Origin of the sequence: Citrobacter sp. Cpo148 (assembly GCF_030332375.1) — a bacterium.
In the GTDB taxonomy this organism is placed as follows: Bacteria; Pseudomonadota; Gammaproteobacteria; order Enterobacterales; family Enterobacteriaceae; genus Citrobacter; species Citrobacter portucalensis.
In genome coordinates this window covers 165,995-189,887 of the sequence record NZ_JAOWHY010000049.1, presented here as the reverse complement: position 1 = coordinate 189,887, position 23,893 = coordinate 165,995, and the positions used below count along the sequence as shown (strand labels likewise).

Genomic DNA, 23,893 nt, shown 5'->3' with positions numbered 1-23,893 from the left:
TCCCTGAGAGCTATCATCGTGAGGCGTGGCTTATTGCAGTGTCTGGGTTTCTGTTTTGGTGGTACCGCCATAGTCGTTGATCGCGGCCCACCGCACCGTTTTCCCTGCGGCTGCGGGGACCGCCAGCCGTTTATGCTCGCCGGGAGCGATGTAATCGATTTTATTCGTGAGATCGGTTTTCCCTAACGCAAGACCGGCGAATACGACGTGATAAGCCGATGGGTTATATATATCTAACTCATTATTGCTATATTTATATTCAAGAGATTTATAAGCATCGTACGGCTTGCCGACTAAATTTGTCGGGCGATAAAATAGTTTTATTCGTGTTTTAAATACCAGCGTTAGCGTATTATTATTCGCATCGGTGGTTTGGCTTTTGGCAGGAATAGCGCGCACATTAATAAAGAACAACGATTCTTTATCGTTAGCAATGTTTTCAGATGATTTTATAATTCGTAATGATGAATCGTTATCAGCATCGAGGCGAAAAAGCGGCGGTGTAATAATAAAGGGGCCTCGTGCGGTTCCCTGTGCATTGTCGACCCACGACTGCAATAAATAAGGCAGGCCTTCACTGTGGTTAGCCACCGGCAGCGCGGCCTCTTTTTTCCCGGCATCGTAGATGACACGGGTTCTCTGTAGCACAATACCGCCAGCGAGGCTTTGGCTGACCCAACTGCCCAGCACCAATGCCAAAGCGAGCGCGGTGTTTTTTTTCATCGCTGTTATCCTTAACCTGATGTCAAAAAACGTCTCTTTCCATCCCAGCGGGAAGAAGGGATGGAAAGAGACGGTATACGGGATTAGCGGTAGTCGATGGTGACGTCAACGCTGGCGTTGGCTTCGCCTGGGGAGATCTCTTTAGGATCAACAGTGGAGACGTAATAGGCTTGTAGCCCTACGATAGTGGTGCCATCGGCTTCCGGGGCAAAGCTGATTTTTGAATCAGCCGCGGGCAGCTTATTCAGCACCATCGTTGCGTTGTCGCTGGCTCTTGCGATACGGATGCCCACGCCGGTTGCGGCGGTATCCATGCTGCTAACGGTGACCAGATCGTCGTGATCGGCTACAGTGCCGCCAGCGCGCGTTTCCAGCCACAGCTGGAACGAGTTGTCCGTTGTGCCATCAACGTGCTCCCACGGGGAGGCTGGGCAGTTTTCCAACGGAATATTAACCGGAATCGCCGGGCTGGTATCACCGACAGTTTTAAACTGTGCGGCGGCGTAATGACCCAGTTCCACGTTGATGACGTCACCATCGGCGAATTCACAGGTGCTGGTTAGAATTTCACCCGTAAATTCAATTTTACCGTCCGTCGCCCATGCGCTTCCCGCAGAAAGCGCCAGCAAGCTAACCGCTATAGATTTTGCAATTTTGTTCATTAAAGTCCCTCTTATTTGATTAACCTGTTAGCAATTAAATTAATGAAAAGACAAAGATCAAAATTAATTGCTGGGCAATGGTATTCGATATGCGCTGGCAGTCATATTAATAAGTGAGATTTTCAGATTATATTTATTAAAAATGAACGGGCTAACTGCTATTACATTTAAATAATTTTAAATTAGTACGGAGTCAAAATATTGCAATCACGAATATTGGCTGCTAAATGATATACTTGTGATGATATTAAGGATTTTGGTATTCAGCTGAGTATTTTTCGCAAAATCCATTCAATTCCTTGCATTACTGTTTATTCATCCCATCATGTTCCCTGCTGTAAAATCATACAGATGTAAACGATTGCGGATGCGGATGACCAATCGTGTTGGTTAAAGGTGATGTTTGTCACAATTATTTCGTAAATGTGAACGGTAGTACTCTTCAGAATGTGGTTTGAGTCATTAGACTAGGGCTTCCAAAACGGGAGGACCCATGGCTTTGCATTCCACGCGCTGGCTGGCGCTCGGTTATTTCACCTACTTCTTTAGCTACGGTATCTTTCTGCCTTTCTGGAGCGTTTGGCTCGAAGGGTTAGGGCTGACGCCGGAAACCATCGGTTTACTGCTAGGCGCGGGGCTGATTGCCCGTTTTCTCGGTAGTTTGCTGATTGCGCCGCGTGTGAGCGATCCCTCTCGGCTGATCTCAGCGTTACGTATTCTGGCCCTGTTGACGCTGGTGTTTGCGCTGGCCTTCTGGGCGGGAACCAACGTGGCGTGGCTGATGGTGGTGATGGTCGGCTTCAACCTGTTTTTCTCACCGCTGGTACCGCTGACCGATGCGCTGGCCAACACCTGGCAGAAACAGATAACCATGGATTACGGTCGGGTGCGACTGTGGGGATCCGTGGCTTTTGTGATCGGCTCCGCGCTAACCGGCAAACTGGTGAGCCTGTTTGACTATCGGGTGATCCTGGTCCTGCTATCGCTTGGCGTCGCCTCGATGCTGCTGGGCATGATGATTCGCCCGAGCGTGCAGCCAGCGGGTGAAAACCGTCAGCAGGAGAGTGCGGGATGGCCCGCCTGGCGCGCGCTGATAACCCAGAGCTGGCGTTTTCTTGCTTGCGTGAGTCTGCTACAGGGGGCGCATGCTGCGTATTATGGTTTCAGCGCCATCTATTGGCAGTCTGCCGGATATTCCGCTTCGGCGGTGGGCTATTTATGGTCACTAGGTGTGGTGGCGGAGGTGATTATTTTCGCACTTAGCCACAAGCTGTTCCGTCGCTTCAGCGCCCGCGATCTGCTGCTGCTTTCCGCCGTTTGCGGGGTGGTGCGTTGGGGATTGATGGGCTGGAGCACCGAGCTGCCGTGGCTGATCGTGGTGCAAATCCTCCATTGCGGAACCTTTACCGTCTGCCACCTGGCGGCAATGCGTTATATCGCGGCACGCCAGGGGAGCGAAGTTATTCGTTTGCAGGCGGTGTATTCCGCGATAGCGATGGGCGGCAGTATCGCTATCATGACCGTATTCGCGGGCTATCTGTACCAGAATCTGGGCAGCGGCGTGTTCTGGGTGATGGCGCTGGTGGCGCTCCCGGCAATCGTTCTGCGCCCGAAAGTGGTCGCGCAGCCTGCAACGTTATGATTCGAGGATTTTGCGGATCTGCTGCTGCTGATGCGGCGTAAGCGCCAGATCCGCATGAATCAACGGGGGTGAAAATAGCGGTAACGGCGTGGTGTAAGGCGTAATAATCAGCGTTACGCCGCGCGGGGCACCCTCTTTTTGAAAGTCCTGCATCGGCATATGTTTTACGTTGAGCGGCAGCAGCGTCAGTTCGCGCAGCTGTTGCTCTATATGCACTTCAAGTTGTTCGTTACTACCGGTCAGCAGGATAATCTGCTTTTCGTGTAAATCCTTCTCCTGCATCAGCCAGGCGCCAAAAATAACGGCCACCAGCCCGATCTCTTCTTCGGAAAATTGCACATCGTATTCGGCCTCGAAGCCGTGAATCGCCTCGCGGGTAGTACGGACCAGCCGGGGATAAAGGCGGCTGAACTCCTCCGGCAGCGTGTTATCAATGCCGATGGCAAACACGCTGCGGTTCAGTGCCTGAGCCAGGTGGATATACAACTGGTCATTCAGCCCTTGCTCATCGCTGAAGCGCACATTGCCATACTCGCGAAAACGTAGCACCAACCGCGCAATAGCAAGACGCAGGCGGCGATCCTGATGGTGATTATCGCGAATCGGGTCGGGGATACGAAGCATTGAGAACAGCAACGCCATAAACAGCGATTCGCCCAGCGGTGCACGCTGCATGACGTGGCGCTGCCAGTGACGGCCAATTTCCTCTGCGAGCGGATATTCCGCGCAGGATTGCGCCCAGCGTTGCTGGAGTGGGTTAAATTCCGGGGTGATCCCCGCGTGATGCTGTAGCAGGCAATACTGTAAATACAGGCGCAGGAACTGGATGTCACGACACTCAAACGGCTTCTGCAAGCGCCGGGAGCACAGATTAATGAGCGCATGCAGATTGGTGTCGTCATACAGAGTACGTGCGATCCCCCGTTGTTTAAGTTCTGCTTTTAACGCCGGGGTAAACTGCTGGGCGATAAAGGCAGGGCAAATCCGCAGGCCACGGCGCAGCCACTGCAACAGACACAGACGTTGATTTAGCGGGGTCCCTTCGATCGTATAGCCACCATTCTGCGCGGTGGCTATCGCGAGCCGGTGATAGCGCTGGATTTCGAGTCCTGCGCCAATAATATCTTCCTGAACCGTGGCATCATCGACACCGTTGAGGCTGCTGAAGGTTTGTGTAGTAGCGATTTGCCCCGGCAGGAAAAGCGTCAGCAGCACCTGGCAACGGCGCTGGGGAGCGGAAAGTACAGATGGTGGGGCAAGCGTTGACATCATCTGTAGATTCTCCCGTGAGTATGTTTGATAAGAATAGCTAAAGTTTGCTCATAGATTTTGAGAATGGAATGCTTTCCACCAGGAATGCTGGAGAGCGTCACAGAATTTTTAACGTGCGGAACAGATAGCGGTAGTGGAACGCAGCGCGTTAATCCGCTTTTTCACTGTTTTATCTTTTGGTTAGATATAAATAAACCGGCAGGTTGCGCAATGACGTACTGTTAATGCTCCTGTATCAACATATGTTGGCGGAGCATAATGAATATGTTTTCTCCGAGAAAAGGTTCCGTTCACCTTATGTTCATCGCTTCTCTGTACACTGAACGCCAGTGAACGTGTTAAGGGTGCTATCGCCGCACCCTTAACAATCCCGGCTCCCGGCGGGAAAATTGCCGCTCCGCGGTTCCCTCAGCTTATTCCTCCAGGCTACAGGGCCGGGCGCGATGTAACGTCCCTGTAAAGCGCGCCCTGAGCCAGCATTCATGCTGGCTCTCCCGGCCTTACGGAAACACGTCGGCAATTTTCAGCCGGACCAGCTCACACCCCACCTTCTGCGTTTTTTGTTAAAACAGCAAAACAGATTTAACTGGAAGTCAGAGCGTTGAAGCGATGACCCCGGTCCGGCTGAAAATCGATGAGGCGTTGACGGCTGACCGGGTCTGCCCGCAGGGATGCGGGCAGAGGGGACGGCCTGCATGGATGCAGGCTCGGCCCCGACCCGACAGGCAGACGGAATAAGACGAATAGCTCGCGCAGCGACGATTTTCCCGCCGGGAGCCTGGGATGCAAGGGAGGCGGCGGTGAGCCTCCCTTGCACGTTCACGGGTATAGCGATATCAGAGAAGCGATGCACATAAGGTGAACGGAAACTTATTCAGAGTAAAACGTTCTCCCTACATGTTTAACTGACCGCCATTACACCTGCAAATAGGTGGGTAACAAGAGCGCTGTCTGGCGTTACTTACCACGGCTCAGTGTTAATCCCACATCACCACCTGGATGCACAGACAACAGCGTCTCTTTTGAGTAACCGCTTTCGCTCATCAGGCAGGCGCAGGCGGCGTCAAAGATAGCCAGCACCAGTAAAATTGAGGTGGTGGCCAACATGTTCAGCGGGTCGGCCTCACGCTGGACGCCGGTGGAAATCACCAGTCTCGACGCTTTAGCAATGGCTGAATCGGCGTTTTCAGTCACGCTCAGAATCGGCACATTTCGCGCATTTAGTCCGGGCAGCAGCCGGGTGAGTTCGTCCGAATTCCCCCCACGCGACAGCATAATCACCAGGTCGTTGGCGCGTAAAAAACCGAGATCGCCATGCGCCGCGTCCGTCGCGTTGAGGTAAATCGCCGGACGTTCCACGCACGCAAGCATATGCGCCACTTTACGCGCCGCAATGCCGGAGGTGCCGACGCCGGTGACGACGATTTTCCCCCGACAGCCGCGCAGCTCCGCCATCAGCGACTGCCAGAGCGGTTCAGTCAGATGCTGCCCCAGACCCGCCAGGGCATCGCTATAGAGCTGAAATACGCCGGTGGCCTGAGACCAGGAGTCGCTCATGCGTCCTCCTGCATCAACTGGCGGTATTTCATATGATCCTGATACATCTCGTGGAATACCCGATATTTGCGATCGTAGTACTGCTTAATGCGATTTGTTTGCGGGGTAACCGTTTTACCAATCCGGCTCATCGCCGACATCGCTTCCGGGAAGGTTTCGAACACACCTGCGGCGATAGTTCCCATCATGGCGCCACCCAGCAGCATGGCTTCGCTCTCTTCAGGCAGCAGCATCGCGCAGCCGGTGGCGTTGGCATGTTCCTGAACGAAGATTGGGTTTTTCGTCCCGCCGCCGCTGGCCATTATCGTATCGATGGTGTAGCCGCTTTGATTCATCGTTTCAATGATATGGCGGGTTCCCAGCGCAATGGCCTGGATGGTCGCAAGGTACTGTAGCGCCATATCTTCCGGCGTACGTGACAGTTTCAGTCCGGTGATTGCGCCCGTAAGCGTTGGGTTAGCGCGCGGCGAGCGGTTGCCGTGGAAATAGGGCAGGATGTGCATATCGCGGGTTAAAAATGCGATATCTTCCGGCTCACCGGCCATTTTACGCAGCAGCGCATTCAGCACTTCGTAAATGGTCTGCCCCTGAGATTTAGCTTGCGCCAGCAGGGTTTCGTAGCAAGGATGCGACTGAATAACGTGGTCGATTAACGCCCCGGTTGCCGACTGTCCACCTTCGTTGAGCCAGTATTCTGGCAGCACGGCTGAGTAGTAAGGACCCCAGACGCCGCCGATAAAACGCGGCTCTTTGGAAATCGCCATGTGTCCAGTGGAAGTGCCGCCAATCAGCGCGATACGACGGTCAAAATCCGCCACCTCGCCGGAAACACCGCTTGCCCCGAGCGTGCCGAGGGTACCGGCGTGGGCATCGATGATCGAGACGCTGACAGCGGTCCCCGGAATCAGCCCCATTTCGCTGGCGGCGCGCGCAGATAGCCCGTGACCGAGCGGTTCGCCCATGGTTTTCACGTAGCGACCAATTTTGGCGGCATCATGCTCCAGCAAATCTTCCAGCCCAATCTGGCGGAAATAGCTGGCATCCCATTTGTCTTCATGGCCCATATAGGTCCATTTACACACCGTCGAACACAATGAGCGCGTGTCATCGCCCGTTGCGCGCCAGGTCAGGAAATCGGGCAGGTCAAAGTAGTATCCCGCATTGGTCCAGGTGTTGGGCATATGTTGCTTCAGCCATAGCAGTTTTGGCGTCTGCATTTCCGGGGAGATAATGCCGCCAACGTAGTCCAGCACCCGATGATGCAGGGCGTTGATGCGCTCGGCCTGAGTAATGGCGCGGTGATCCATCCACACAATGATGTTCTGTTCGCTGCGCCCGGACGGGCTGATGGTCAGCGGTTTACCTTCTTTGTCCAGCACCACCAGTGAACAGGTCGCGTCAAAGCCCAGACCTTTCACCTGGATAGGGTTGATATCCGACTGGTTAATCGCATCGCGAACCGCGTTACACACCGCCTGCCAGATGTTATCGGAAGACTGCTCAACAAAATCGGCCTGCGGGCGGTAAATCTCGATGGCCCGACTGGCCTGACCGACCATTCTGCCGTTGAGATCAAACACGCCAGCACGGGCGCTTCCGGTTCCGACATCCACACCAATAAAGTAACTTGCCATAATTTTTTCTCCTGAAATCAGGCTTTACGATTCTGTAATGCGATAAAGAGGATCAGCACCGCGCCCCACAGCGCCATCGTCAGATAGCTGCTGACCCCCAGCAAGTTAAGGCCGCTTTCCAGCATTTGCAGCACAATCAGTGCCAGCACCAGGCCGATAATGCGCCCGAAGCCGCCATCCGGGTTGATACCGCCGAGGACGGAGGCAAGGATGGTGACCAGCAGGTAGGATTCACCGTATCCGGCTTTAGCTGAGTTGAATTTCGCCATCATCAAAATGGCGGCGACCCAGCCGAGCAGGGCAGAAATCACGTACACCGAAATTTGTACCCGTACGGTATTTACGCCGCTGTAGCGGGTAGCCTGTTCATTGGAACCAACGAGATACAGGCTGCGCCCAAGCGTGGTGTGTTCCAGCAGTACCCACAGCAGGATTGCCACCAGGAAAAAGAGCAGTAGCGCCACCGGAATACCGGCAATCGTGGCGTTACCAAGGTACTGAATGGCGGTCGGGAAACCGGAAATCACCGTCCCGTTGGAAAGCAGAATATTCAGCCCGGAGATAAGCGTCATCGTGCCGAGCGTGGCGAGAATAGGCGAAACCCCGACCCAGGCAATCAGCGCACCGTTGAGCGTGCCGATAGCCACCGCCACGGCAGCGCCTGCCAGCAGCGCCAGCACCAGAAACAGCGGGTTATCCGGATGGGTGACGATAATCGCCGCCATCACCAGCGAGCATGCGTTCGCCCCGGCAATAATCGACAAGTTAATGCCGCCGGTCAGCATGGTCATGCCCATCCCGAGGGCCAGCATGCCGAGGATTGGTAGCTGTGAGCCAATCGACTGGAAGTTAGCGACGCTGAAAAAACGGCTGCCGAGCAGGGCCGAGAAGACCAGGGCGACGACCACAATAATCACGCATTGCAGACGAATGATGGCATCACCGGGTAAAAATCTGGCGATTGTTTTCATCTCAAAGCTCCCTTGCCAGTTTGCGTTTTTCGTTCCAGGCCGTGGCGCTAATGCTGACCAGGATAATGGCGCCGCTGAACACGGTGTGCCAGTAAGAGGAGACGCTGAGCAGCGTCAGGCCATTTTGTAAGAAGGCCAGCAGAACCACGCCGAGCAGGGTTCCGGTCAACGTACCGCGCCCGCCGCTCATGCTGGTTCCGCCGAGTACTACCGCCGCCAGCACCGTCAGCTCAAAGCCGAGCAGCGAATTGGGCGCAACTGACTGGGTGATTTGCGCCTGAACCACGGCGGCAACGCCTGCCAGAATGCCCATGTAGCCATAGACGTAAAAATGCAGCTTCAGCAGATTCAGCCCCAGGCGCGAGGCCGCGTCTCGGTTGCCGCCCATGGCGTAAACCTGACGGCCAAGACGGGTATAGTTCATCAGCACGGCGGTAAAAATGATCACCGCCGCCAGGCACAGCAGGGGGAGGGTCAAACCGTAGTCGTAGCCATCCGCCGCGGTGAACGAGAACCAGTTAATGCCGTTCATAAACCAGTCCGGGAAGCCGTACAGCCAGGTGCCTTTGGTGGCGTAAACCAGCAGACCGTAGTAGACGTTCAGCGTGGCGATGGTAATGATGATTGCCGGAACGCGTAGCCAATAGACCAGAAAACCGTTGATCAGCCCAAGCAGCAGGCCCACCGCAATGGCGATGATTAACGCCAGCGCGAAGTTGCCGCCGTGACCGATAACCCAACTGGCCATTGCATACTGGGCTATCGCGGTCATCGCCGGAAATGAGATATCGATCCCGCCGGAAATCAGCACCACAAACAGCCCACAGGCCAGGATGCCGAGAATCGCGTAGCTGGTGGCCACATCCGTCAGGTTCCCCAAAGACAAGAACTCGTCGGTGGTGATGCTCAGCCCAACGGCAAGGGCTACAACCAGCAGGCCCAGCCAGAACTCATGTTGCCCGATTAAACGGGAGAGATGCATCTTATTCATTGATTACCTCGACCACTTCAGCAATCTCCTCTTCACGGCATTGATGAGGATTAAATTCCGCCACCAGCTTGCCGCGACGCATTACCAGCACGCGGTGGCTGTTGTAATACGCTTCCGGGATTTCATCGCAAATCATCAGCACCGCCATACCCTGTTCCGCCAAATCGCGGGCTATCTGGTAAATGCCCTCTTTGTTGGCGATATCTACGCCGACGGTAGGCGAGTCGAGGATCAGGATACGGGGATTGGTCGCCACCCATTTGGCAATGGCGATACGCTGGGCATTACCGCCGGAAAGGGTTTTGACCGGCAGGTGCGGATCGGACACTTTGATATTCAGTTCGCGGATTAAATCGGCGACCAACTTTTGCGCTTTACGATGATCGAGCAGACCGCTACCGGTGTGCAGTTGATCAAACACCGTGACGATGGTGTTGTCGTAGATCGACTGCTCCATGATCAGCCCCTGCGTCAGGCGATCTTCTGAGACATAGCCGATCCCGTGTTGGATGGCGTCATGGTTATTGCGCAGAGTAACCGGCTGACCGTTAATGCGAATCTCGCCGCTTTCCGGGTGCGTCATACCAAACAGGCTCAGACAAAGCTCAGTGCGCCCGGCACCCAGCAGACCAACAATGGAGACGATCTCGCCGCCGTGCAGCGACAGATTAATGTTTTGGTATTTGCCTCTGCGGCTCAGATTGCGCAGCTCAAGCAGCGGCTCTTGCTCAATCGCGGGCCTTTCCGGCAACGGGCTGTAGTGGAAGCGTTGTCCGGTCATCAGGAAGGCCAGCTCGTGGCTGTCGAGTTCGCTGGCAGGGTATGTACCCACCAGTTTGCCGTCGCGCATTACGCTGATGCGGTCAGCCACTTCCATCACCTCATCCAGACGATGGCTGACAAACACGACGCAAATTCCGGCCGCTTTCAGTTCATTAACTACTCGCAGTAGGCCATTAACCTCCTGGCGGGTTAGCGAGGCGGTGGGCTCGTCCATAATCACCAGACGCGCATCGGCGGCAATCGCCCGGCAAATGGCGACCAGCTGTCGATCAGCAATTGAGAGTTTTTCAACTTTTTTATCGGGATCGATATTCACCCCAATACGTTTCATGGCTGCCAGCGCCTGCTGCTTCATGGCACCACGACGCACCCAGATATCACCACCCGGCAGATAGCGGTTGACCGCGATATTTTCTGCGACGCTAAAGTTGGGGAACAACGACAGGTCCTGATAAATAACCTGAATGCCATAATGGGAAGAGAGCTGCGGCGTCAGATGATGGAATAATTTTCCGTCGAGTAAAATCTGCGCGCCTTTTTCCGGATGATAAACCCCGGAGATCACTTTAATAATGGTACTTTTACCACAGCCGTTTTGACCCGCCAGACAGTGAACTTCGCCTTTTCTCAGCGTCAGATTCACGTTATCCAGCGCCAGCACGCCCGGGAATTGTTTGCTGATATTCTCAAGAGTGATAAATGCGGTGGTGTCTGCCATGGACAATACCCCTGCGCGCGTCCGGGGGGACGCTGAGTGTTAGTTTGGTTGATAGCGCCGACCAGACGGTCGGCGTTAAGGTTCCCTGGTGTTGGCTAAAGCCTTAGAAACCAAGTGATTGTGCGTTGTCTTTGGTGACTTCGAGGATCTTGTTAAAGCGGATCACTTTCTTCTCCGTGTCGATATCGGCTTTCCCTAAACCATCGATACTCAGATCGGCGTTCACTTCTTTGCCCTGCAACAGCTGATCGGCAACGGTGACCAGCGCGTAGCCCGCGTCTTTTGGATCCCACAGCAGCGCTTTTTTGATATCACCGCGCATCAGGTAAGGTGCTGCCTGCGCTGGCATAGCGATCCCGACGACGGCGATCTTATCTTTGGCGCGTTTTTTCTGCACAGCCTGACCCGCACCGATTGGACCCAGCGAGCCGAAGCCGATAATGCCCTTCATCTGCGGGTAGGTTTTCATCAGATCCAGCGTTGTGGCGTAGGATTTATCGATACTTTCCGCGACCGGCAGACGTGAAGTGACTTCGAACATTTCCGGATATTTTTCTTTCTGGTACTTAATTGCATAATCCGCCCACGCGTTATGCAGTGGGACCGTCAGCGAACCAACATAGATGGCATATCCGCCTTTGCCGCCCATATTTTTCGCTAACTCATCGACGTTAGCCTGTGCGTATTTTTCACTATCGATGGTTTCGATATCCCACTGGCCAATTTGCTCATCCGGGGATTCGTGCGTCAGCACCACGATGCCTTTATCGCGCGCTTTTTTCAGTACCGGCTCAAGGACCTTGGCATCATTCGGCACCACGATGATCGCATTAACGTTTTTGGCGATCAGATCCTCAATCACTTTCACCTGCTGCGCCGGATCCGGCGTTGAAGGTCCGGTCTGGTAAGCATTCACATCCAGTTTTTTTGCTGCTTCATTTACGCCGGTTTCCATCCGGTTAAACCATGGGATCCCGGTGACTTTGGCAACCACAGCAATTTCATATTTTTCCGCCGCAAAGGACGTGCCGGACAACATGCATGCAGAAACCAGGGTTGCACTGAGTAATGCGAGTTTGAATTTCATAGTTGTACCTTTCGTAGGGGGCAGGACATGTCACGGCGTGAAGTTAACAATGAATGGAAGAGGGAATGAATCATAAGTTTGGTAAATGTGATATGCGCCCATTATTGTGAATTTATAGAAATAAAATGGTTAATAATTAGTTAAATTTGCATAGTTTTACATTCAGGTTTTCAAATTAAGTGTTAATTAAATATTAAAATGAAACTATTAATTAACATTTTGTTATCATTTGACTTAAGTTTTGACGCCTAAAAGGTGTTTGGGGGGAATTTCCCGAAGAAGAAATTATCGAAATTGAGAACTGAATCGATACCGGAAAAGGGTGCTCAATATTTTTTCGTTCAATGGTATCCTCAGCACACTTTCGCCAAACCCGGCATCATTATTTGTGGCGGTGTAGATTTTCATCGTGGAGAACTCATGCAAGGCGTTAAACGTATCATTATCACGTTGTTTCTCGCTGTCCTGTCCTTTGGCGCAGGCGCGCATCCCCACAGCTTTATCCATCTGAAAACTGAGATAGTGAGCGAGAATGACCAGTTCGTCGCGCTGAAAATGCGCTGGACGATGGATGAAATTACCTCGGCGGATCTGCTTTACGATGCGGGAAATGCCAAACCTGGTGATGAGATCTGGAAGAAACTGGCGGCGGAAGTGATGGCCAACGTTCTCGGGCAGCACTATTTCACCGAAGTGTGGCACGACGGGAAAAAGGTAAAGTTTAAAAACAGGCCGACGGAATATGGCATGGCGCGGGTGGAACACCAGGCAGTGCTGACGTTCGTTTTGCCGCTGGCCGAAGCTCAGCCGCTGAGTGGTCAAAAATATACCATTTCAACCTTCGACCCGACCTACTACGTTGATATGAGCTATGACAAAGACAGCGACGCCAGGCTGGGGCAGGCCATAAGCCAGAAATGTCGGATTTCAGTACATACGCCGACGCCCAATGAACAAACGCTGAGCTTTGCGCAGTCGCTGGATAAAGAAGACGCACCGCCGGAGGATATGGAGTTGGGTAAACAGTTTGCACAGACGGTAACGCTGCAATGTCAGTAGTTTATCAACAACGCGCAGCCAGACGTCGCTGGCTGACGCTATGGCCGCTGGCTGTCTTTTTGCTGTTGGCGGCAGGCGGCATACTGTGGCTATGGCAGGCCTGGCCGCAGGTGATGATGAAAAGTGTCGTCTGGCAGCGCGACGTTAACCAACAGATGAGCGGGTTGCTGAAAGCAGTTGCCGCCAGGCCGGCCCAGGCCGGGGGATCGCTGCTGCTGTTTAGTTTTATCTACGGCGTTCTGCACGCGCTGGGGCCGGGACATGGAAAAGTCGTCATTACCACCTGGCTGGCAACGCACCCCTCGAAGCTGAAGTCGAGTATTGGCCTGACGCTGGCCTCATCTTTATTACAGGGGCTGGTCGCCATCGGACTGGTGGTTGTGGTGCTTACCATCTTGCAGTTGCCCACACGACAGCTACATATGAGTAGTTTCTGGCTGGAGAAAGGGAGTTATGCTCTGGTTGGCGTGTTGGGTGTTTTATTGTGCGTCCGTGCGCTGAAGAAATTGCGCCAGCTGCTGCGCCGCCCAAAATTCACTGCCTTCACGCCGCATCATGTGCATCACGAGGGTTGCGGCTGCGGGCATCAGCATTTGCCCGATCCTGAACAGCTGCAAAATGGTGATGACTGGCGTGCCCGGTTGATGATCGTGCTGTCTATGGGGATGCGCCCGTGCTCGGGGGCCATCATGGTTTTACTGTTCAGCAAAGTGGTTGGCGTGTTTAGCTGGGGTATGGCGTCGGCGCTGGCGATGGCGGCAGGAACCTCTTTGACGATTACGTCACTGGCTCTGCTGGTACACAGTTTCCGCTCGCTGGCGGTGAAACTTAGCGGGCATAAAGCGCCGGTATTGTGGCGACAGATTGGCTGGACGACGCTGGCATTAGCCGGTGGTGCGGTGCTGATCGCTGCTGCGGTAGTGATGTGGATGAGTGCGGTGCCGGTGGGGCGAGGGATAAGACCGTTTTAGCACTGTTGTAGGATGAATGCCTGATGGCGCTTCGCTTATCAGGCCTACGGGGAATTCCCTGGTAGGCCGGATAAGGCGCTAGCCGCCATCCGGCATCAAACGATTAACGCTTCAGCGCATCGCTCAGTTCATCACGCATGTTAGCCAGCATGGCTTTCACTACGCGCGGGTTACCTGCAACGATGTTGCCGGTCGCCATGTAGTTATGACCACCGGTAAAGTCGCAAACCAGTGCGCCAGCTTCACGGGCAATCAGTTCACCTGCGGCGAAATCCCACGGGCGCAGGCCAATTTCGAAATACCCGTCAACGCGGGCTGCGGCAACGTAGGCCAGATCCAGCGCAGCAGAACCGGTGCGGCGGAAGTCCGCACATTCGGTAAACATGTTGCCCAGAATTTTCATGTAAGAAGCGGCGTGCTGTTTGGCTTTGAACGGGAAACCGGTGGCGATGATGGTGCCATCCAGATCGCGGGCGGTGCTGCCACGCAGACGGTAGCCGTTCAGCTGTGCGCCCTGGCCACGGGTTGCGGTGAACAGTTCGTTACGCATTGGATCGTAAACAACGGCGACTTCAGTGCGGCCTTTGATGCGTACTGCGATGGATACCGCGAAGTGCGGTAGACGTTTTACGAAGTTGGTGGTGCCATCCAGTGGATCGATAACCCATTGAACATCCAAATCTTCACCAACATGTTCACCGCTTTCTTCGGTGATGATGGTGTGCTGTGGGTAAGATTTGCGAATCGTTTCGATAATAATCGCTTCGGCGGCTTTATCGACGTTAGTCACGAAATCATTGCTGCCTTTCTGGCTGGTTTCTACAGAGTCTGGGGTTTCGTAGTGTTTGGCAATTACATTACCCGCCTTGCGCGCTGCGCGCACGGCGATGGTCAGCATCGGATGCATCGGTCTCTCTCACTGGATGTTAAAGAACGGGAAAACGGCGCAGAGTATAGCAGCGAGTTCGGAATATGTCTTCGTTTTATGATAATATGCCCGAATAATCTTTAGCCGAAGAAATACAATGCTGCAAAATATTCGAATCGTGCTGGTGGAAACCTCTCACACTGGCAACATGGGCTCTGTAGCCCGCGCAATGAAAACCATGGGTTTAACCAATCTGTGGCTGGTAAATCCACTGGTTAAACCGGACTCCCAGGCCATCGCCCTGGCAGCGGGTGCCAGTGATGTGATCGGCAGCGCGCAGATCGTCGATACGCTCGATGAAGCGCTGGCGGGCTGTAGCCTGGTGGTAGGCACCAGTGCGCGTTCCCGCACGCTGCCGTGGCCGATGCTGGATCCGCGTGAATGCGGTTTAAAAAGTGTCTCTGAAGCGACGAACTCGCCGGTGGCGCTGGTCTTTGGTCGTGAACGTGTTGGTCTGACCAACGAAGAGCTGCAGAAGTGCCATTATCACGTCGCCATTGCCGCGAACCCGGAATACAGTTCGCTCAACCTGGCGATGGCAGTGCAGGTCATCTCTTATGAAGTGCGCATGGCCTGGCTGGCGACGCAGGAAAGCGACAAGACCGTAGATTACGAAGAAGCAGAGTATCCGCTGGTCGATGATTTAGAGCGTTTTTACGGTCATCTGGAGCAAACGCTGCTATCGACCGGGTTTATCCGCGAAGGGCACCCGGGGCAGGTGATGAATAAGCTGCGCCGTCTGTTTACCCGTGCGCGTCCAGAGAGCCAGGAGTTGAACATCCTGCGCGGGATTTTAGCTTCAATCGAGCAGCAGAATAAAAGCAAGTAACTGTACGAATGCCGGATGCGCTTCGCTTATCCGGCCTACAGGCCGCACGATTTGCAGGCCGGATAAACGAAGCGCATCCGGCAAGTGAAAATGGCACTGAAGGTTAAATACCTGACTAAATTAGTCAAGTAAATAGTTGACTGATTTAGTCGGGAATGTCAGACTTGCCCCTGCTATGCAATACCCCCATTTTACAATAAAAAACCCCGGGCAGGGGCGAGTTTGAGGCTAAGTAAGACATGAGACTGACATCAAAAGGGCGTTATGCCGTGACCGCAATGTTGGACGTTGCGCTCAACTCCGAAACGGGCCCGGTACCGTTGGCTGATATTTCTGAACGTCAGGGAATTTCCCTGTCATATCTGGAGCAGCTGTTTTCCCGTTTGCGTAAAAACGGTCTGGTTTCCAGCGTACGTGGACCAGGCGGCGGGTATCTGCTGGGTAAAGATGCCGGCAGCATCGCAGTAGGTGAAGTGATTAGCGCTGTTGACGAGTCTGTAGATGCGACCCGTTGCCAGGGCAAAGGCGGTTGTCAGGGCGGCGATAAATGCCTGACCCACGCGCTGTGGCGCGATCTGAGCGATCGTCTGACCGGTTTCCTCAACAACATTACGTTGGGCGAACTGGTAAATAATCAGGAAGTCCTGGATGTGTCTGGTCGCCAGCATACCCATGACGCTCCACGCACTAATCGTGCTCAAGACGCGATCGACGTTAAGTTACGCGCATAATAAAAGTATTTTAGAATCAGGCCGGGGTGCTACACACCCCGTTAACTCGGTCGTACATCCAGCCGGTTGCCTGATTCCTTGCATTGAAGCGATGTACGGAGTTTATAGAGCAATGAAATTACCGATCTATCTCGATTACTCCGCAACCACGCCGGTGGACCCGCGTGTTGCCGAGAAAATGATGCAGTGTCTGACCCTGGACGGAAACTTTGGTAACCCAGCGTCTCGTTCACACCGTTTCGGCTGGCAGGCTGAAGAGGCGGTAGATATCGCCCGTAACCAGATTGCCGACCTCGTGGGCGCTGACCCGCGTGAAATCGTATTTACTTCCGGTGCGACTGAATCCGATAACCTGGCGATTAAAGGTGCAGCCAACTTTTATCAGAAAAAAGGCAAGCACATCATCACCAGCAAAACCGAACACAAAGCCGTGCTGGATACCTGTCGTCAGCTGGAGCGTGAAGGGTTTGAAGTTACCTACCTCGCCCCGCAGCGTAACGGCATTATCGACCTGAAAGAACTTGAAGCGGCAATGCGTGACGACACCATCCTCGTGTCCATCATGCACGTGAACAACGAAATCGGCGTGGTGCAGGATATCGCGACTATCGGCGAAATGTGCCGTGCTCGCGGCATCATCTATCACGTTGATGCGACCCAGAGCGTGGGCAAACTGCCTATCGATCTGAGCCAACTGAAAGTTGACCTGATGTCCTTCTCCGGCCACAAAATCTATGGTCCGAAAGGTATCGGCGCGCTGTACGTTCGTCGTAAACCGCGTATTCGTATTGAAGCGCAGATGCACGGCGGCGGTCACGAGCGCGGTATGCGTTCCGGTACGCTGCCTGTGCACCAGATCGTCGGCATGGGTGAAGCATACCGTATCGCTAAAGAAGAGATGGAAACCGAGATGGCGCGCCTGCGCAGTCTGCGTAACCGTCTGTGGAACGGCGTGAAAGATATGGAAGAGGTGTACCTCAACGGTGACCTCGAGCAGGGCGCACCGAACATTCTCAACGTCAGCTTCAACTTTGTTGAAGGCGAGTCGCTGATTATGGCGCTGAAAGACCTGGCTGTATCCTCCGGTTCTGCATGTACTTCTGCAAGCCTGGAGCCATCCTACGTGCTGCGCGCGCTGGGGATGACCGACGAGCTGGCACACAGCTCAATTCGTTTCTCTTTAGGTCGTTTCACTACCGAAGAAGAGATTGACTATGCCATCAATCTGGTTCGCAACTCCATTGGCCGTCTGCGCGACCTTTCTCCACTGTGGGAAATGTTCAAACAGGGCGTGGATCTGAACAGCATTGAATGGTCACATCACTAATTCGGCACCGATAAGGAGAATTCAACATGGCTTACAGCGAAAAAGTTATCGATCATTACGAGAATCCACGTAACGTGGGCTCTTTTGATAACAGCGATGAGAACGTGGGCAGCGGCATGGTGGGTGCACCGGCCTGTGGCGACGTGATGAAGTTGCAGATCAAAGTCAACAATGAGGGTATCATTGAAGACGCGCGTTTCAAGACTTACGGCTGCGGTTCCGCTATTGCTTCCAGCTCTCTGGTTACCGAATGGGTAAAAGGGAAATCTCTGGACGAAGCACAGGCGATTAAAAACACCGATATCGCCGACGAGCTTGAACTGCCACCGGTGAAAATTCACTGCTCTATTCTGGCTGAAGACGCGATTAAAGCCGCGATTGCGGATTACAAAAGCAAACGTGAAGCAAAATAATTAAGAGTTGAGGTTTTATTATGTCGATTACCTTAAGCGACAGTGCAGCAGCGCGTGTAAATACCTTCCTGGCAAACCGCGGTAAAGGGTTTGGTCTGCGTCTGGGCGTGAGAACCTCCGGCTGCTCAGGTATGGCCTATGTACTGGAATTTGTTGACGAGCCGGCGGCTGAAGATACCGTGTTTGAAGACAAAGGCGTAAAAGTCGTGATCGACGGTAAGAGCCTGCAATTCCTCGACGGTACGCAGTTAGACTTCGTCAAAGAAGGTCTGAACGAAGGGTTTAAGTTCACTAACCCGAACGTGAAAGACGAATGTGGATGCGGCGAAAGCTTCCACGTGTAACGCGCTTACTGATAACCCCACCGTGGTCGCCTGCGCGTGGGGTTTGTTTTACCTGACTCTCTGGTTTTGCCTCATCGAACAACAGAGAATCGATGCCCTGAGAATGTTATGGACTACTTCACCCTCTTTGGCTTACCGGCCCGTTATCAGCTCGATACTCAGGCGCTGAGCCTACGTTTTCAGGATCTACAACGTCAGTATCATCCTGATAAATTCGCCAGCGGCTCCCAGGCGGAACAACTTGCTGCGGTTTCGCAGTCCGCCACTATCAACCAGGCCTGGCAAACGCTGCGTCATCCTTTGATGCGCGCCGAATACTTATTGTCTTTACACGGTTTTGATATCCGCAGCGAGCAGCACACGGTGCGCGATACCGCGTTCCTGATGGAGCAACTTGAGCTGCGTGAAGAGCTGGACGAGATTGAACAGGCAAAAGACAGTCAACGTTTAGATGCGTTTATGAAACGCGTCAGCGAAATGTATAACGTTCGCCATCAACTGATGGTGGAACAGCTGGATAGCGAGACGTGGGACGCAGCGGCAGATACCGTGCGTAAGCTGCGTTTTCTCGATAAACTGCGAAGCAGTGCAGAACAACTCGAAGAAAAACTGCTCGATTTTTAATTTCCGGAAGCGAAAATGGCCTTATTACAAATTAGTGAGCCTGGTCTGAGCGCCGCGCCGCACCAGCGTCGTCTGGCGGTAGGTATCGATTTAGGCACCACCAACTCCCTGGTTGCTACCGTACGCAGCGGCCAGGCCGAAACGCTGGCAGACCATGAAGGTCGCCACCTGTTGCCGTCAGTGGTTCACTATCAGCAGCAGGGCTACTCTGTCGGTTACGATGCCCGCGCCAATGCAGCGTTGGATACGGCAAACACCGTTAGCTCGGTAAAACGCATGATGGGCCGCTCTCTGGCGGATATCCAGGCGCGTTACCCGCATCTGCCATACACGTTCCAGGCGAGCGAAAACGGTCTGCCGATGATTGAAACCGCTGCCGGATTGCTTAATCCGGTGCGCGTCTCCGCTGATATTCTGAAAGCGCTGGCCGCGCGGGCTACCGAATCGCTGTCCGGCGAACTGGACGGCGTGGTAATCACCGTTCCGGCTTACTTTGACGATGCACAGCGTCAGGGGACCAAAGACGCCGCGCGTCTGGCGGGCCTGCACGTATTGCGTCTGCTGAACGAACCGACCGCAGCGGCGATCGCGTATGGTCTGGACTCCGGTCAGGAAGGCGTGATCGCAGTCTACGATCTTGGCGGCGGTACTTTTGATATTTCTATTCTGCGCCTGAGCCGTGGCGTGTTTGAAGTGCTGGCGACCGGCGGTGATTCCGCGCTCGGCGGCGACGATTTTGACCATCTGCTGGCCGATTACATTCGCGAGCAGGCGGGCGTGGCCGATCGCAGCGATAACCGCGTACAGCGCGAACTGCTGGATGCCGCGATTGCAGCGAAAATCGCGCTTAGCGACGCTGATTCTGTAACGGTTAACGTGGCAGGATGGCAGGGTGAAATCACCCGTGAAACCTTTAATGAACTCATTTCCGCACTGGTCAAGCGTACGCTGCTGGCCTGCCGTCGCGCGCTGAAAGATGCGGGCGTGGAGCCGCAAGATGTGCTGGAAGTGGTGATGGTTGGCGGTTCAACGCGCGTGCCTCTGGTACGTGAACGCGTCGGTGAATTTTTTGGCCGTACGCCGTTGACCTCTATTGACCCGGACAAAGTGGTCGCTATCGGTGCGGCAATCCAGGCGGATATTCTGGTCGGAAATAAACCGGACAGCGAAATGCTGCTGCTGGACGTTATCCCGCTGTCTCTGGGACTGGAAACCATGGGCGGTCTGGTGGAGAAAGTGATCCCGCGTAACACCACTATCCCAGTGGCGCGCGCGCAGGACTTTACCACCTTTAAAGATGGCCAAACCGCGATGTCCATTCACGTGATGCAGGGCGAGCGTGAGCTGGTGCAGGACTGCCGTTCACTGGCGCGTTTTGCGCTGCGCGGCATCCCGGCATTGCCGGCAGGCGGCGCACATATCCGCGTGACCTTCCAGGTGGATGCCGATGGGCTGCTGAGCGTCACCGCCATGGAGAAATCCACAGGCGTTGAGTCCTCAATCCAGGTTAAACCGTCCTACGGTCTGACCGACAGTGAAATCGCCTCCATGATTCAGGATTCGATGAGTTTTGCCGAGCAGGACGTTAAAGCCCGTATGCTGGCAGAACAGAAAGTCGAAGCGGCACGCGTACTGGAGAGTTTATCCGGTGCGCTGAACGCTGATGCCGCGCTGTTAAGCGCCGCAGAACGTCAGGCTATCGACACCGCCGCCGCGCACTTGAGCGAGGTTGCACAGGGTGACGATGTTGACGCGATAGAACAAGCCATTAAAAACGTAGACAAACAAACCCAGGAATTCGCCGCTCGCCGCATGGACAAATCCGTCCGTAGCGCGCTGAAAGGCCATTCCGTGGACGAGGTTTAATATGCCAAAGATTGTTATTTTGCCTCATCAGGATCTCTGTCCCGATGGCGCAGTTCTGGAAGCTGAGACCGGCGAAACCATTCTCGACGTTGCCCTGCGTAACGGGATCGAGATTGAACACGCCTGTGAAAAATCCTGTGCCTGCACTACCTGCCACTGCATCGTGCGTGAAGGTTTTGATTCTTTGCCGGAAAGCACAGAAGAAGAAGACGACATGCTGGATAAAGCCTGGGGACTGGAGCCGGAGAGCCGTTTAAGCTGTCAGGCGCGGGTAACCGAGGACGATTTAGTGGTCGAAATCCCACGTTACACAATCAATCATGCGCGTGAGCATTAACAGAGGGTAGTATGGGACTGAAGTGGACCGATAGCCGCGAAATCGGCGAGGCGCTGTATGACGCTTTCCCCGATCTCGATCCCAAGACCGTTCGTTTCACCGATCTGCACCAGTGGATCTGTGACCTGGAAGAGTTCGATGATGATCCTCAGGCATCGAACGAAAAAATCCTTGAGGCCATTTTGCTGGTCTGGCTGGACGAAGCCGAATAAGTCAACGGGCTGCCCACGGGTGGCCCGTTTTCCTGTATGCGCGAAAATAAGGATAAATAAAATGACAGAAGCCATGAAAATTACGCTTTCCACGCAACCCGCCGATGCCCGCTGGGGTGAAAAGGCGACATACAGCATTAATAATGACGGCATTACCCTGCACCTGAACGGAAAAGATGACCTCGGCCTTATCCAGCGTGCCGCGCGTAAAATCGACGGCCTGGGTATTAAACACGTTCAACTGGACGGTGAAGGCTGGGATACCGAACGCAGCTGGGCGTTCTGGCAGGGCTACAAGGGACCAAAAGGCACCCGCAAAGTTGAGTGGGCCGCTCTGGACGAAGCGCAGCGCAAAGAGCTGGATAGCCGTCTGAAGATTATTGACTGGGTGCGCGATACCATTAACGCCCCGGCAGAAGAGCTGGGCCCGGAACAGCTGGCGCAGCGCGCTGTTGATCTGCTGTGCTCCGTCGCGTGCGATAACGTCTCTTACCGCATCACCAAAGGTGAAGATCTGCGCGAGCAGAACTACATGGGCCTGCATACCGTGGGTCGCGGATCTGAACGTCCTCCAGTGCTGCTGGCGCTGGACTACAACCCAACAGGCGACAAAGAAGCCCCGGTTTATGCCTGCCTGGTTGGTAAGGGAATTACTTTTGATTCCGGTGGTTACAGCATCAAGCAAAGCGCATTTATGGACTCAATGAAGTCCGACATGGGCGGTGCGGCAACGGTCACCGGCGCGTTGGCATTTGCCATCACCCGCGGTCTGAACAAGCGCGTGAAGTTGTATCTGTGCTGCGCGGATAACCTGATTAGCGGCAACGCCTTTAAGCTCGGCGACATCATTCACTATCGCAACGGTAAAAAAGTTGAAGTGATGAATACCGATGCCGAAGGACGTCTGGTGCTGGCCGATGGCCTGATCGATGCCAGCGCGCAGAAACCGGAACTGATCATTGATGCTGCCACGCTGACCGGCGCGGCGAAAACCGCGCTGGGCAACGATTACCACGCGCTGTTTAGCTTTGATGATCAGCTGGCTGCTCGCCTGCTGGCAAGTGCGGCGCAAGAAAACGAACCGTTCTGGCGTCTGCCGCTGGCAGAGTTTCACCGTAGCCAGTTGCCGTCGAACTTTGCCGAACTGAATAACACCGGTAGCGCGGCTTACCCGGCTGGCGCAAGCACCGCGGCGGGCTTCCTGTCCCATTTCGTGGAAAACTACCAGCAGGGCTGGCTGCATATCGACTGCTCTGCAACCTATCGCAAAGCGCCGGTTGAGCAGTGGTCTGCGGGCGCAACCGGTCTGGGTGTGCGCACGATTGCGAATCTGCTGACCGCATAATTTATTACTGTATTGCCGGATGGCGCTACGCTTATCCGGCCTACATGTATTCATCCAATTTGTGATACTTATGTCCGAAACAAAAAACGAATTAGAAACATTGCTGGAACAAGCGGCAACAGAGCCTGCGCATCGTCCGGCATTTTTCCGTACTTTACTGGAATCCACAGTCTGGGTGCCGGGTACTGCCGCAGAAGGCGAGGCGGTGGTTGAAGACAGCGCTCTCGACCTGCAGCACTGGGAAAAAGAAGACGGAACGACTGTGATCCCGTTCTTCACTTCTCTGGAAGCCCTGCAGCAGGCGGTGGAAGATGAGCAGGCATTTGTCGTTATGCCGGTGCGTACGTTGTTTGAAATGACGCTCGGCGAAACGCTCTTTCTCAACGCGAAACTGCCGACCGGCAAAGAATTTATGCCGCGTGAAATCAGCCTGCTGATGGGGGAAGAGGGGAATCCGCTCAGCACCCAGGAAGTACTGGAAGGCGGTGAATCGCTGATCCTCTCTGAAGTCGCTGAACCTCCGGCGCAGATGATTGACTCGCTGACTACGCTGTTTAAAACCATTAAGCCGGTAAAACGCGCGTTTCTCTGCTCAATCAAAGAAAGCGCGGAAGCCCAGCCGAATCTGCTGATTGGTATTGAAGCGGAAGGGGATATTGAAGAGATCATCCACGCTGCTGGCAGCGTCGCGACCGATACGCTGCCGGGCGATGAACCTATTGATATCTGCCAGGTGAAGAAGGGTGAGAAGGGCGTGAGCCACTTTATCACTGAGCATATCGCACCGTTCTACGAACGCCGCTGGGGCGGTTTCCTGCGCGACTTTAAACAGAACCGGATTATCTAAATTGTAGGCCGGATAAGCGA

At 54.1% G+C, this 23,893-nt stretch carries 24 protein-coding genes; 14 read left to right on the top strand and 10 right to left on the bottom strand.

Annotation, left to right across the window (positions count from 1 at the left end; genetic code table 11):
* Positions 1 to 30 precede the first annotated feature (30 nt).
* The gene (locus OGY10_RS21115; RefSeq protein ID WP_032944234.1) at positions 31 to 723 is read right to left on the bottom strand and encodes a fimbrial biogenesis chaperone; all 693 of its coding nucleotides are present in this window, start codon (positions 721 to 723) and stop codon (positions 31 to 33) included.
* An 83-nt stretch (positions 724 to 806) separates the two neighbouring features.
* Positions 807 to 1,385, bottom strand: a complete 579-nt coding sequence (locus OGY10_RS21110; protein WP_191226927.1) for a fimbrial protein — start codon at positions 1,383 to 1,385, stop codon at positions 807 to 809.
* 493 nt (positions 1,386 to 1,878) lie between these two features.
* Between OGY10_RS21110 and OGY10_RS21105 the strand changes: the two genes are divergently transcribed.
* A complete protein-coding gene (locus OGY10_RS21105; protein ID WP_008785472.1) occupies positions 1,879 to 3,027 on the top strand; it encodes a 3-phenylpropionate MFS transporter in 1,149 nt (382 codons plus the stop codon).
* On the opposite strand, the gene csiE is transcribed toward OGY10_RS21105, so the two are convergent.
* From csiE to OGY10_RS21070, 7 genes are all read right to left on the bottom strand, one after another.
* Positions 3,022 to 4,299 carry a stationary phase inducible protein CsiE gene (gene csiE, locus OGY10_RS21100; RefSeq protein ID WP_008785471.1) on the bottom strand — a complete coding sequence of 426 codons (1,278 nt, stop codon included), beginning with the start codon at positions 4,297 to 4,299 and terminating at the stop codon, positions 3,022 to 3,024. The two genes, OGY10_RS21105 and csiE, sit on opposite strands and share 6 nt — an antisense overlap.
* Positions 4,300 to 5,256: 957 nt before the next feature.
* Complete coding sequence (locus OGY10_RS21095; RefSeq protein ID WP_153752480.1) at positions 5,257 to 5,856, bottom strand: KpsF/GutQ family sugar-phosphate isomerase; 600 nt, start codon at positions 5,854 to 5,856, stop codon at positions 5,257 to 5,259.
* The gene (locus OGY10_RS21090; RefSeq protein WP_191226928.1) at positions 5,853 to 7,490 is read right to left on the bottom strand and encodes an FGGY-family carbohydrate kinase; all 1,638 of its coding nucleotides are present in this window, start codon (positions 7,488 to 7,490) and stop codon (positions 5,853 to 5,855) included. The genes OGY10_RS21095 and OGY10_RS21090 overlap by 4 nt, the downstream gene beginning before the upstream one ends.
* A 17-nt stretch (positions 7,491 to 7,507) precedes the next feature.
* Entirely contained in the window at positions 7,508 to 8,461 is a 954-nt protein-coding gene (locus OGY10_RS21085) for an ABC transporter permease (RefSeq protein WP_003037658.1), read from the bottom strand.
* A gap of 1 nt (position 8,462) precedes the next feature.
* Entirely contained in the window at positions 8,463 to 9,452 is a 990-nt protein-coding gene (locus OGY10_RS21080) for an ABC transporter permease (RefSeq protein WP_191226929.1), read from the bottom strand.
* Entirely contained in the window at positions 9,445 to 10,953 is a 1,509-nt protein-coding gene (locus OGY10_RS21075; RefSeq protein WP_008785466.1) for a sugar ABC transporter ATP-binding protein, read from the bottom strand. Before OGY10_RS21075 ends, OGY10_RS21080 begins: the two co-directional genes overlap by 8 nt.
* Before the next feature lie 103 nt (positions 10,954 to 11,056).
* Positions 11,057 to 12,040 (bottom strand): autoinducer 2 ABC transporter substrate-binding protein, encoded by a 984-nt coding sequence (locus tag OGY10_RS21070; RefSeq protein ID WP_003037665.1) that lies wholly within the window; start codon positions 12,038 to 12,040, stop codon positions 11,057 to 11,059.
* A gap of 420 nt (positions 12,041 to 12,460) precedes the next feature.
* Here OGY10_RS21070 and OGY10_RS21065 point away from each other — a divergent pair, with 420 nt between their 5' ends.
* Both OGY10_RS21065 and OGY10_RS21060 read left to right on the top strand, forming a co-directional pair.
* Complete coding sequence (locus tag OGY10_RS21065) at positions 12,461 to 13,099, top strand: DUF1007 family protein (protein ID WP_286577368.1); 639 nt, start codon at positions 12,461 to 12,463, stop codon at positions 13,097 to 13,099.
* On the top strand, positions 13,090 to 14,070 hold the full coding sequence (locus tag OGY10_RS21060; RefSeq protein WP_286577367.1) for a nickel/cobalt transporter: 981 nt from the start codon (positions 13,090 to 13,092) through the stop codon (positions 14,068 to 14,070). Before OGY10_RS21065 ends, OGY10_RS21060 begins: the two co-directional genes overlap by 10 nt.
* 103 nt (positions 14,071 to 14,173) lie before the next feature.
* Here OGY10_RS21060 and suhB read toward each other — a convergent pair whose 3' ends face one another.
* Positions 14,174 to 14,977, bottom strand: coding sequence for an inositol-1-monophosphatase (gene suhB / locus OGY10_RS21055; protein ID WP_003835237.1), 804 nt, complete (start codon positions 14,975 to 14,977; stop codon positions 14,174 to 14,176).
* 118 nt (positions 14,978 to 15,095) lie between these two features.
* On the opposite strand from suhB, the gene trmJ reads away from it, so the two are divergent.
* The 11 genes from trmJ (at position 15,096) to sseB (ending at position 23,873) form a co-directional block, all read left to right on the top strand.
* Positions 15,096 to 15,827 (top strand): tRNA (cytosine(32)/uridine(32)-2'-O)-methyltransferase TrmJ, encoded by a 732-nt coding sequence (gene trmJ / locus OGY10_RS21050; protein ID WP_003835235.1) that lies wholly within the window; start codon positions 15,096 to 15,098, stop codon positions 15,825 to 15,827.
* 239 nt (positions 15,828 to 16,066) lie between these two features.
* Positions 16,067 to 16,558: a Fe-S cluster assembly transcriptional regulator IscR gene (gene iscR, locus OGY10_RS21045; RefSeq protein WP_003037674.1), complete on the top strand. Its 492-nt coding sequence runs from the start codon at positions 16,067 to 16,069 to the stop codon at positions 16,556 to 16,558.
* A gap of 112 nt (positions 16,559 to 16,670) precedes the next feature.
* On the top strand, positions 16,671 to 17,885 hold the full coding sequence (iscS, locus tag OGY10_RS21040) for a cysteine desulfurase (RefSeq protein WP_003835233.1): 1,215 nt from the start codon (positions 16,671 to 16,673) through the stop codon (positions 17,883 to 17,885).
* Between the two features lie 26 nt (positions 17,886 to 17,911).
* The gene (gene iscU, locus OGY10_RS21035) at positions 17,912 to 18,298 is read left to right on the top strand and encodes a Fe-S cluster assembly scaffold IscU (protein WP_002913991.1); all 387 of its coding nucleotides are present in this window, start codon (positions 17,912 to 17,914) and stop codon (positions 18,296 to 18,298) included.
* Positions 18,299 to 18,318: 20 nt separating this feature from the next.
* Positions 18,319 to 18,642, top strand: coding sequence for an iron-sulfur cluster assembly protein IscA (gene iscA / locus OGY10_RS21030; protein WP_003835203.1), 324 nt, complete (start codon positions 18,319 to 18,321; stop codon positions 18,640 to 18,642).
* Positions 18,643 to 18,750: 108 nt separating this feature from the next.
* Positions 18,751 to 19,266 carry a co-chaperone HscB gene (gene hscB / locus OGY10_RS21025; protein ID WP_003835201.1) on the top strand — a complete coding sequence of 172 codons (516 nt, stop codon included), beginning with the start codon at positions 18,751 to 18,753 and terminating at the stop codon, positions 19,264 to 19,266.
* Positions 19,267 to 19,281: 15 nt separating this feature from the next.
* Positions 19,282 to 21,132 (top strand): Fe-S protein assembly chaperone HscA, encoded by a 1,851-nt coding sequence (hscA, locus tag OGY10_RS21020; protein ID WP_003838439.1) that lies wholly within the window; start codon positions 19,282 to 19,284, stop codon positions 21,130 to 21,132.
* Between the two features lies 1 nt (position 21,133).
* A complete protein-coding gene (gene fdx / locus OGY10_RS21015) occupies positions 21,134 to 21,469 on the top strand; it encodes an ISC system 2Fe-2S type ferredoxin (protein ID WP_003037690.1) in 336 nt (111 codons plus the stop codon).
* 11 nt (positions 21,470 to 21,480) lie between these two features.
* Positions 21,481 to 21,681, top strand: a complete 201-nt coding sequence (iscX, locus tag OGY10_RS21010) for a Fe-S cluster assembly protein IscX (protein WP_003037694.1) — start codon at positions 21,481 to 21,483, stop codon at positions 21,679 to 21,681.
* 61 nt (positions 21,682 to 21,742) lie between these two features.
* Positions 21,743 to 23,026 carry an aminopeptidase PepB gene (gene pepB / locus OGY10_RS21005; protein WP_008785461.1) on the top strand — a complete coding sequence of 428 codons (1,284 nt, stop codon included), beginning with the start codon at positions 21,743 to 21,745 and terminating at the stop codon, positions 23,024 to 23,026.
* Positions 23,027 to 23,096: 70 nt separating this feature from the next.
* Positions 23,097 to 23,873, top strand: a complete 777-nt coding sequence (sseB, locus tag OGY10_RS21000) for an enhanced serine sensitivity protein SseB (RefSeq protein ID WP_016157136.1) — start codon at positions 23,097 to 23,099, stop codon at positions 23,871 to 23,873.
* Positions 23,874 to 23,893: the final 20 nt, after the last annotated feature.

Bases quoted from the DNA above. Each gene is read 5' to 3' on its own strand.
- sseB (WP_016157136.1), top strand. From the start codon at position 23,097: ATGTCCGAAACAAAAAACGAATTAGAAACATTGCTGGAACAAGCGGCA.
- OGY10_RS21105 (WP_008785472.1), top strand. From the start codon at position 1,879: ATGGCTTTGCATTCCACGCGCTGGCTGGCGCTCGGTTATTTCACCTAC.
- fdx (WP_003037690.1), top strand. From the start codon at position 21,134: ATGCCAAAGATTGTTATTTTGCCTCATCAGGATCTCTGTCCCGATGGC.
- pepB (WP_008785461.1), top strand. From the start codon at position 21,743: ATGACAGAAGCCATGAAAATTACGCTTTCCACGCAACCCGCCGATGCC.
- OGY10_RS21115 (WP_032944234.1), bottom strand. From the start codon at position 723: ATGAAAAAAAACACCGCGCTCGCTTTGGCATTGGTGCTGGGCAGTTGG.
- iscA (WP_003835203.1), top strand. From the start codon at position 18,319: ATGTCGATTACCTTAAGCGACAGTGCAGCAGCGCGTGTAAATACCTTC.
- hscA (WP_003838439.1), top strand. From the start codon at position 19,282: ATGGCCTTATTACAAATTAGTGAGCCTGGTCTGAGCGCCGCGCCGCAC.
- OGY10_RS21110 (WP_191226927.1), bottom strand. From the start codon at position 1,385: ATGAACAAAATTGCAAAATCTATAGCGGTTAGCTTGCTGGCGCTTTCT.
- hscB (WP_003835201.1), top strand. From the start codon at position 18,751: ATGGACTACTTCACCCTCTTTGGCTTACCGGCCCGTTATCAGCTCGAT.
- OGY10_RS21085 (WP_003037658.1), bottom strand. From the start codon at position 8,461: ATGAAAACAATCGCCAGATTTTTACCCGGTGATGCCATCATTCGTCTG.
- csiE (WP_008785471.1), bottom strand. From the start codon at position 4,299: ATGATGTCAACGCTTGCCCCACCATCTGTACTTTCCGCTCCCCAGCGC.
- OGY10_RS21095 (WP_153752480.1), bottom strand. From the start codon at position 5,856: ATGAGCGACTCCTGGTCTCAGGCCACCGGCGTATTTCAGCTCTATAGC.
- iscS (WP_003835233.1), top strand. From the start codon at position 16,671: ATGAAATTACCGATCTATCTCGATTACTCCGCAACCACGCCGGTGGAC.
- iscR (WP_003037674.1), top strand. From the start codon at position 16,067: ATGAGACTGACATCAAAAGGGCGTTATGCCGTGACCGCAATGTTGGAC.
- OGY10_RS21070 (WP_003037665.1), bottom strand. From the start codon at position 12,040: ATGAAATTCAAACTCGCATTACTCAGTGCAACCCTGGTTTCTGCATGC.
- iscX (WP_003037694.1), top strand. From the start codon at position 21,481: ATGGGACTGAAGTGGACCGATAGCCGCGAAATCGGCGAGGCGCTGTAT.
- OGY10_RS21060 (WP_286577367.1), top strand. From the start codon at position 13,090: ATGTCAGTAGTTTATCAACAACGCGCAGCCAGACGTCGCTGGCTGACG.
- trmJ (WP_003835235.1), top strand. From the start codon at position 15,096: ATGCTGCAAAATATTCGAATCGTGCTGGTGGAAACCTCTCACACTGGC.
- suhB (WP_003835237.1), bottom strand. From the start codon at position 14,977: ATGCATCCGATGCTGACCATCGCCGTGCGCGCAGCGCGCAAGGCGGGT.
- OGY10_RS21080 (WP_191226929.1), bottom strand. From the start codon at position 9,452: ATGAATAAGATGCATCTCTCCCGTTTAATCGGGCAACATGAGTTCTGG.
- OGY10_RS21075 (WP_008785466.1), bottom strand. From the start codon at position 10,953: ATGGCAGACACCACCGCATTTATCACTCTTGAGAATATCAGCAAACAA.
- OGY10_RS21065 (WP_286577368.1), top strand. From the start codon at position 12,461: ATGCAAGGCGTTAAACGTATCATTATCACGTTGTTTCTCGCTGTCCTG.
- OGY10_RS21090 (WP_191226928.1), bottom strand. From the start codon at position 7,490: ATGGCAAGTTACTTTATTGGTGTGGATGTCGGAACCGGAAGCGCCCGT.
- iscU (WP_002913991.1), top strand. From the start codon at position 17,912: ATGGCTTACAGCGAAAAAGTTATCGATCATTACGAGAATCCACGTAAC.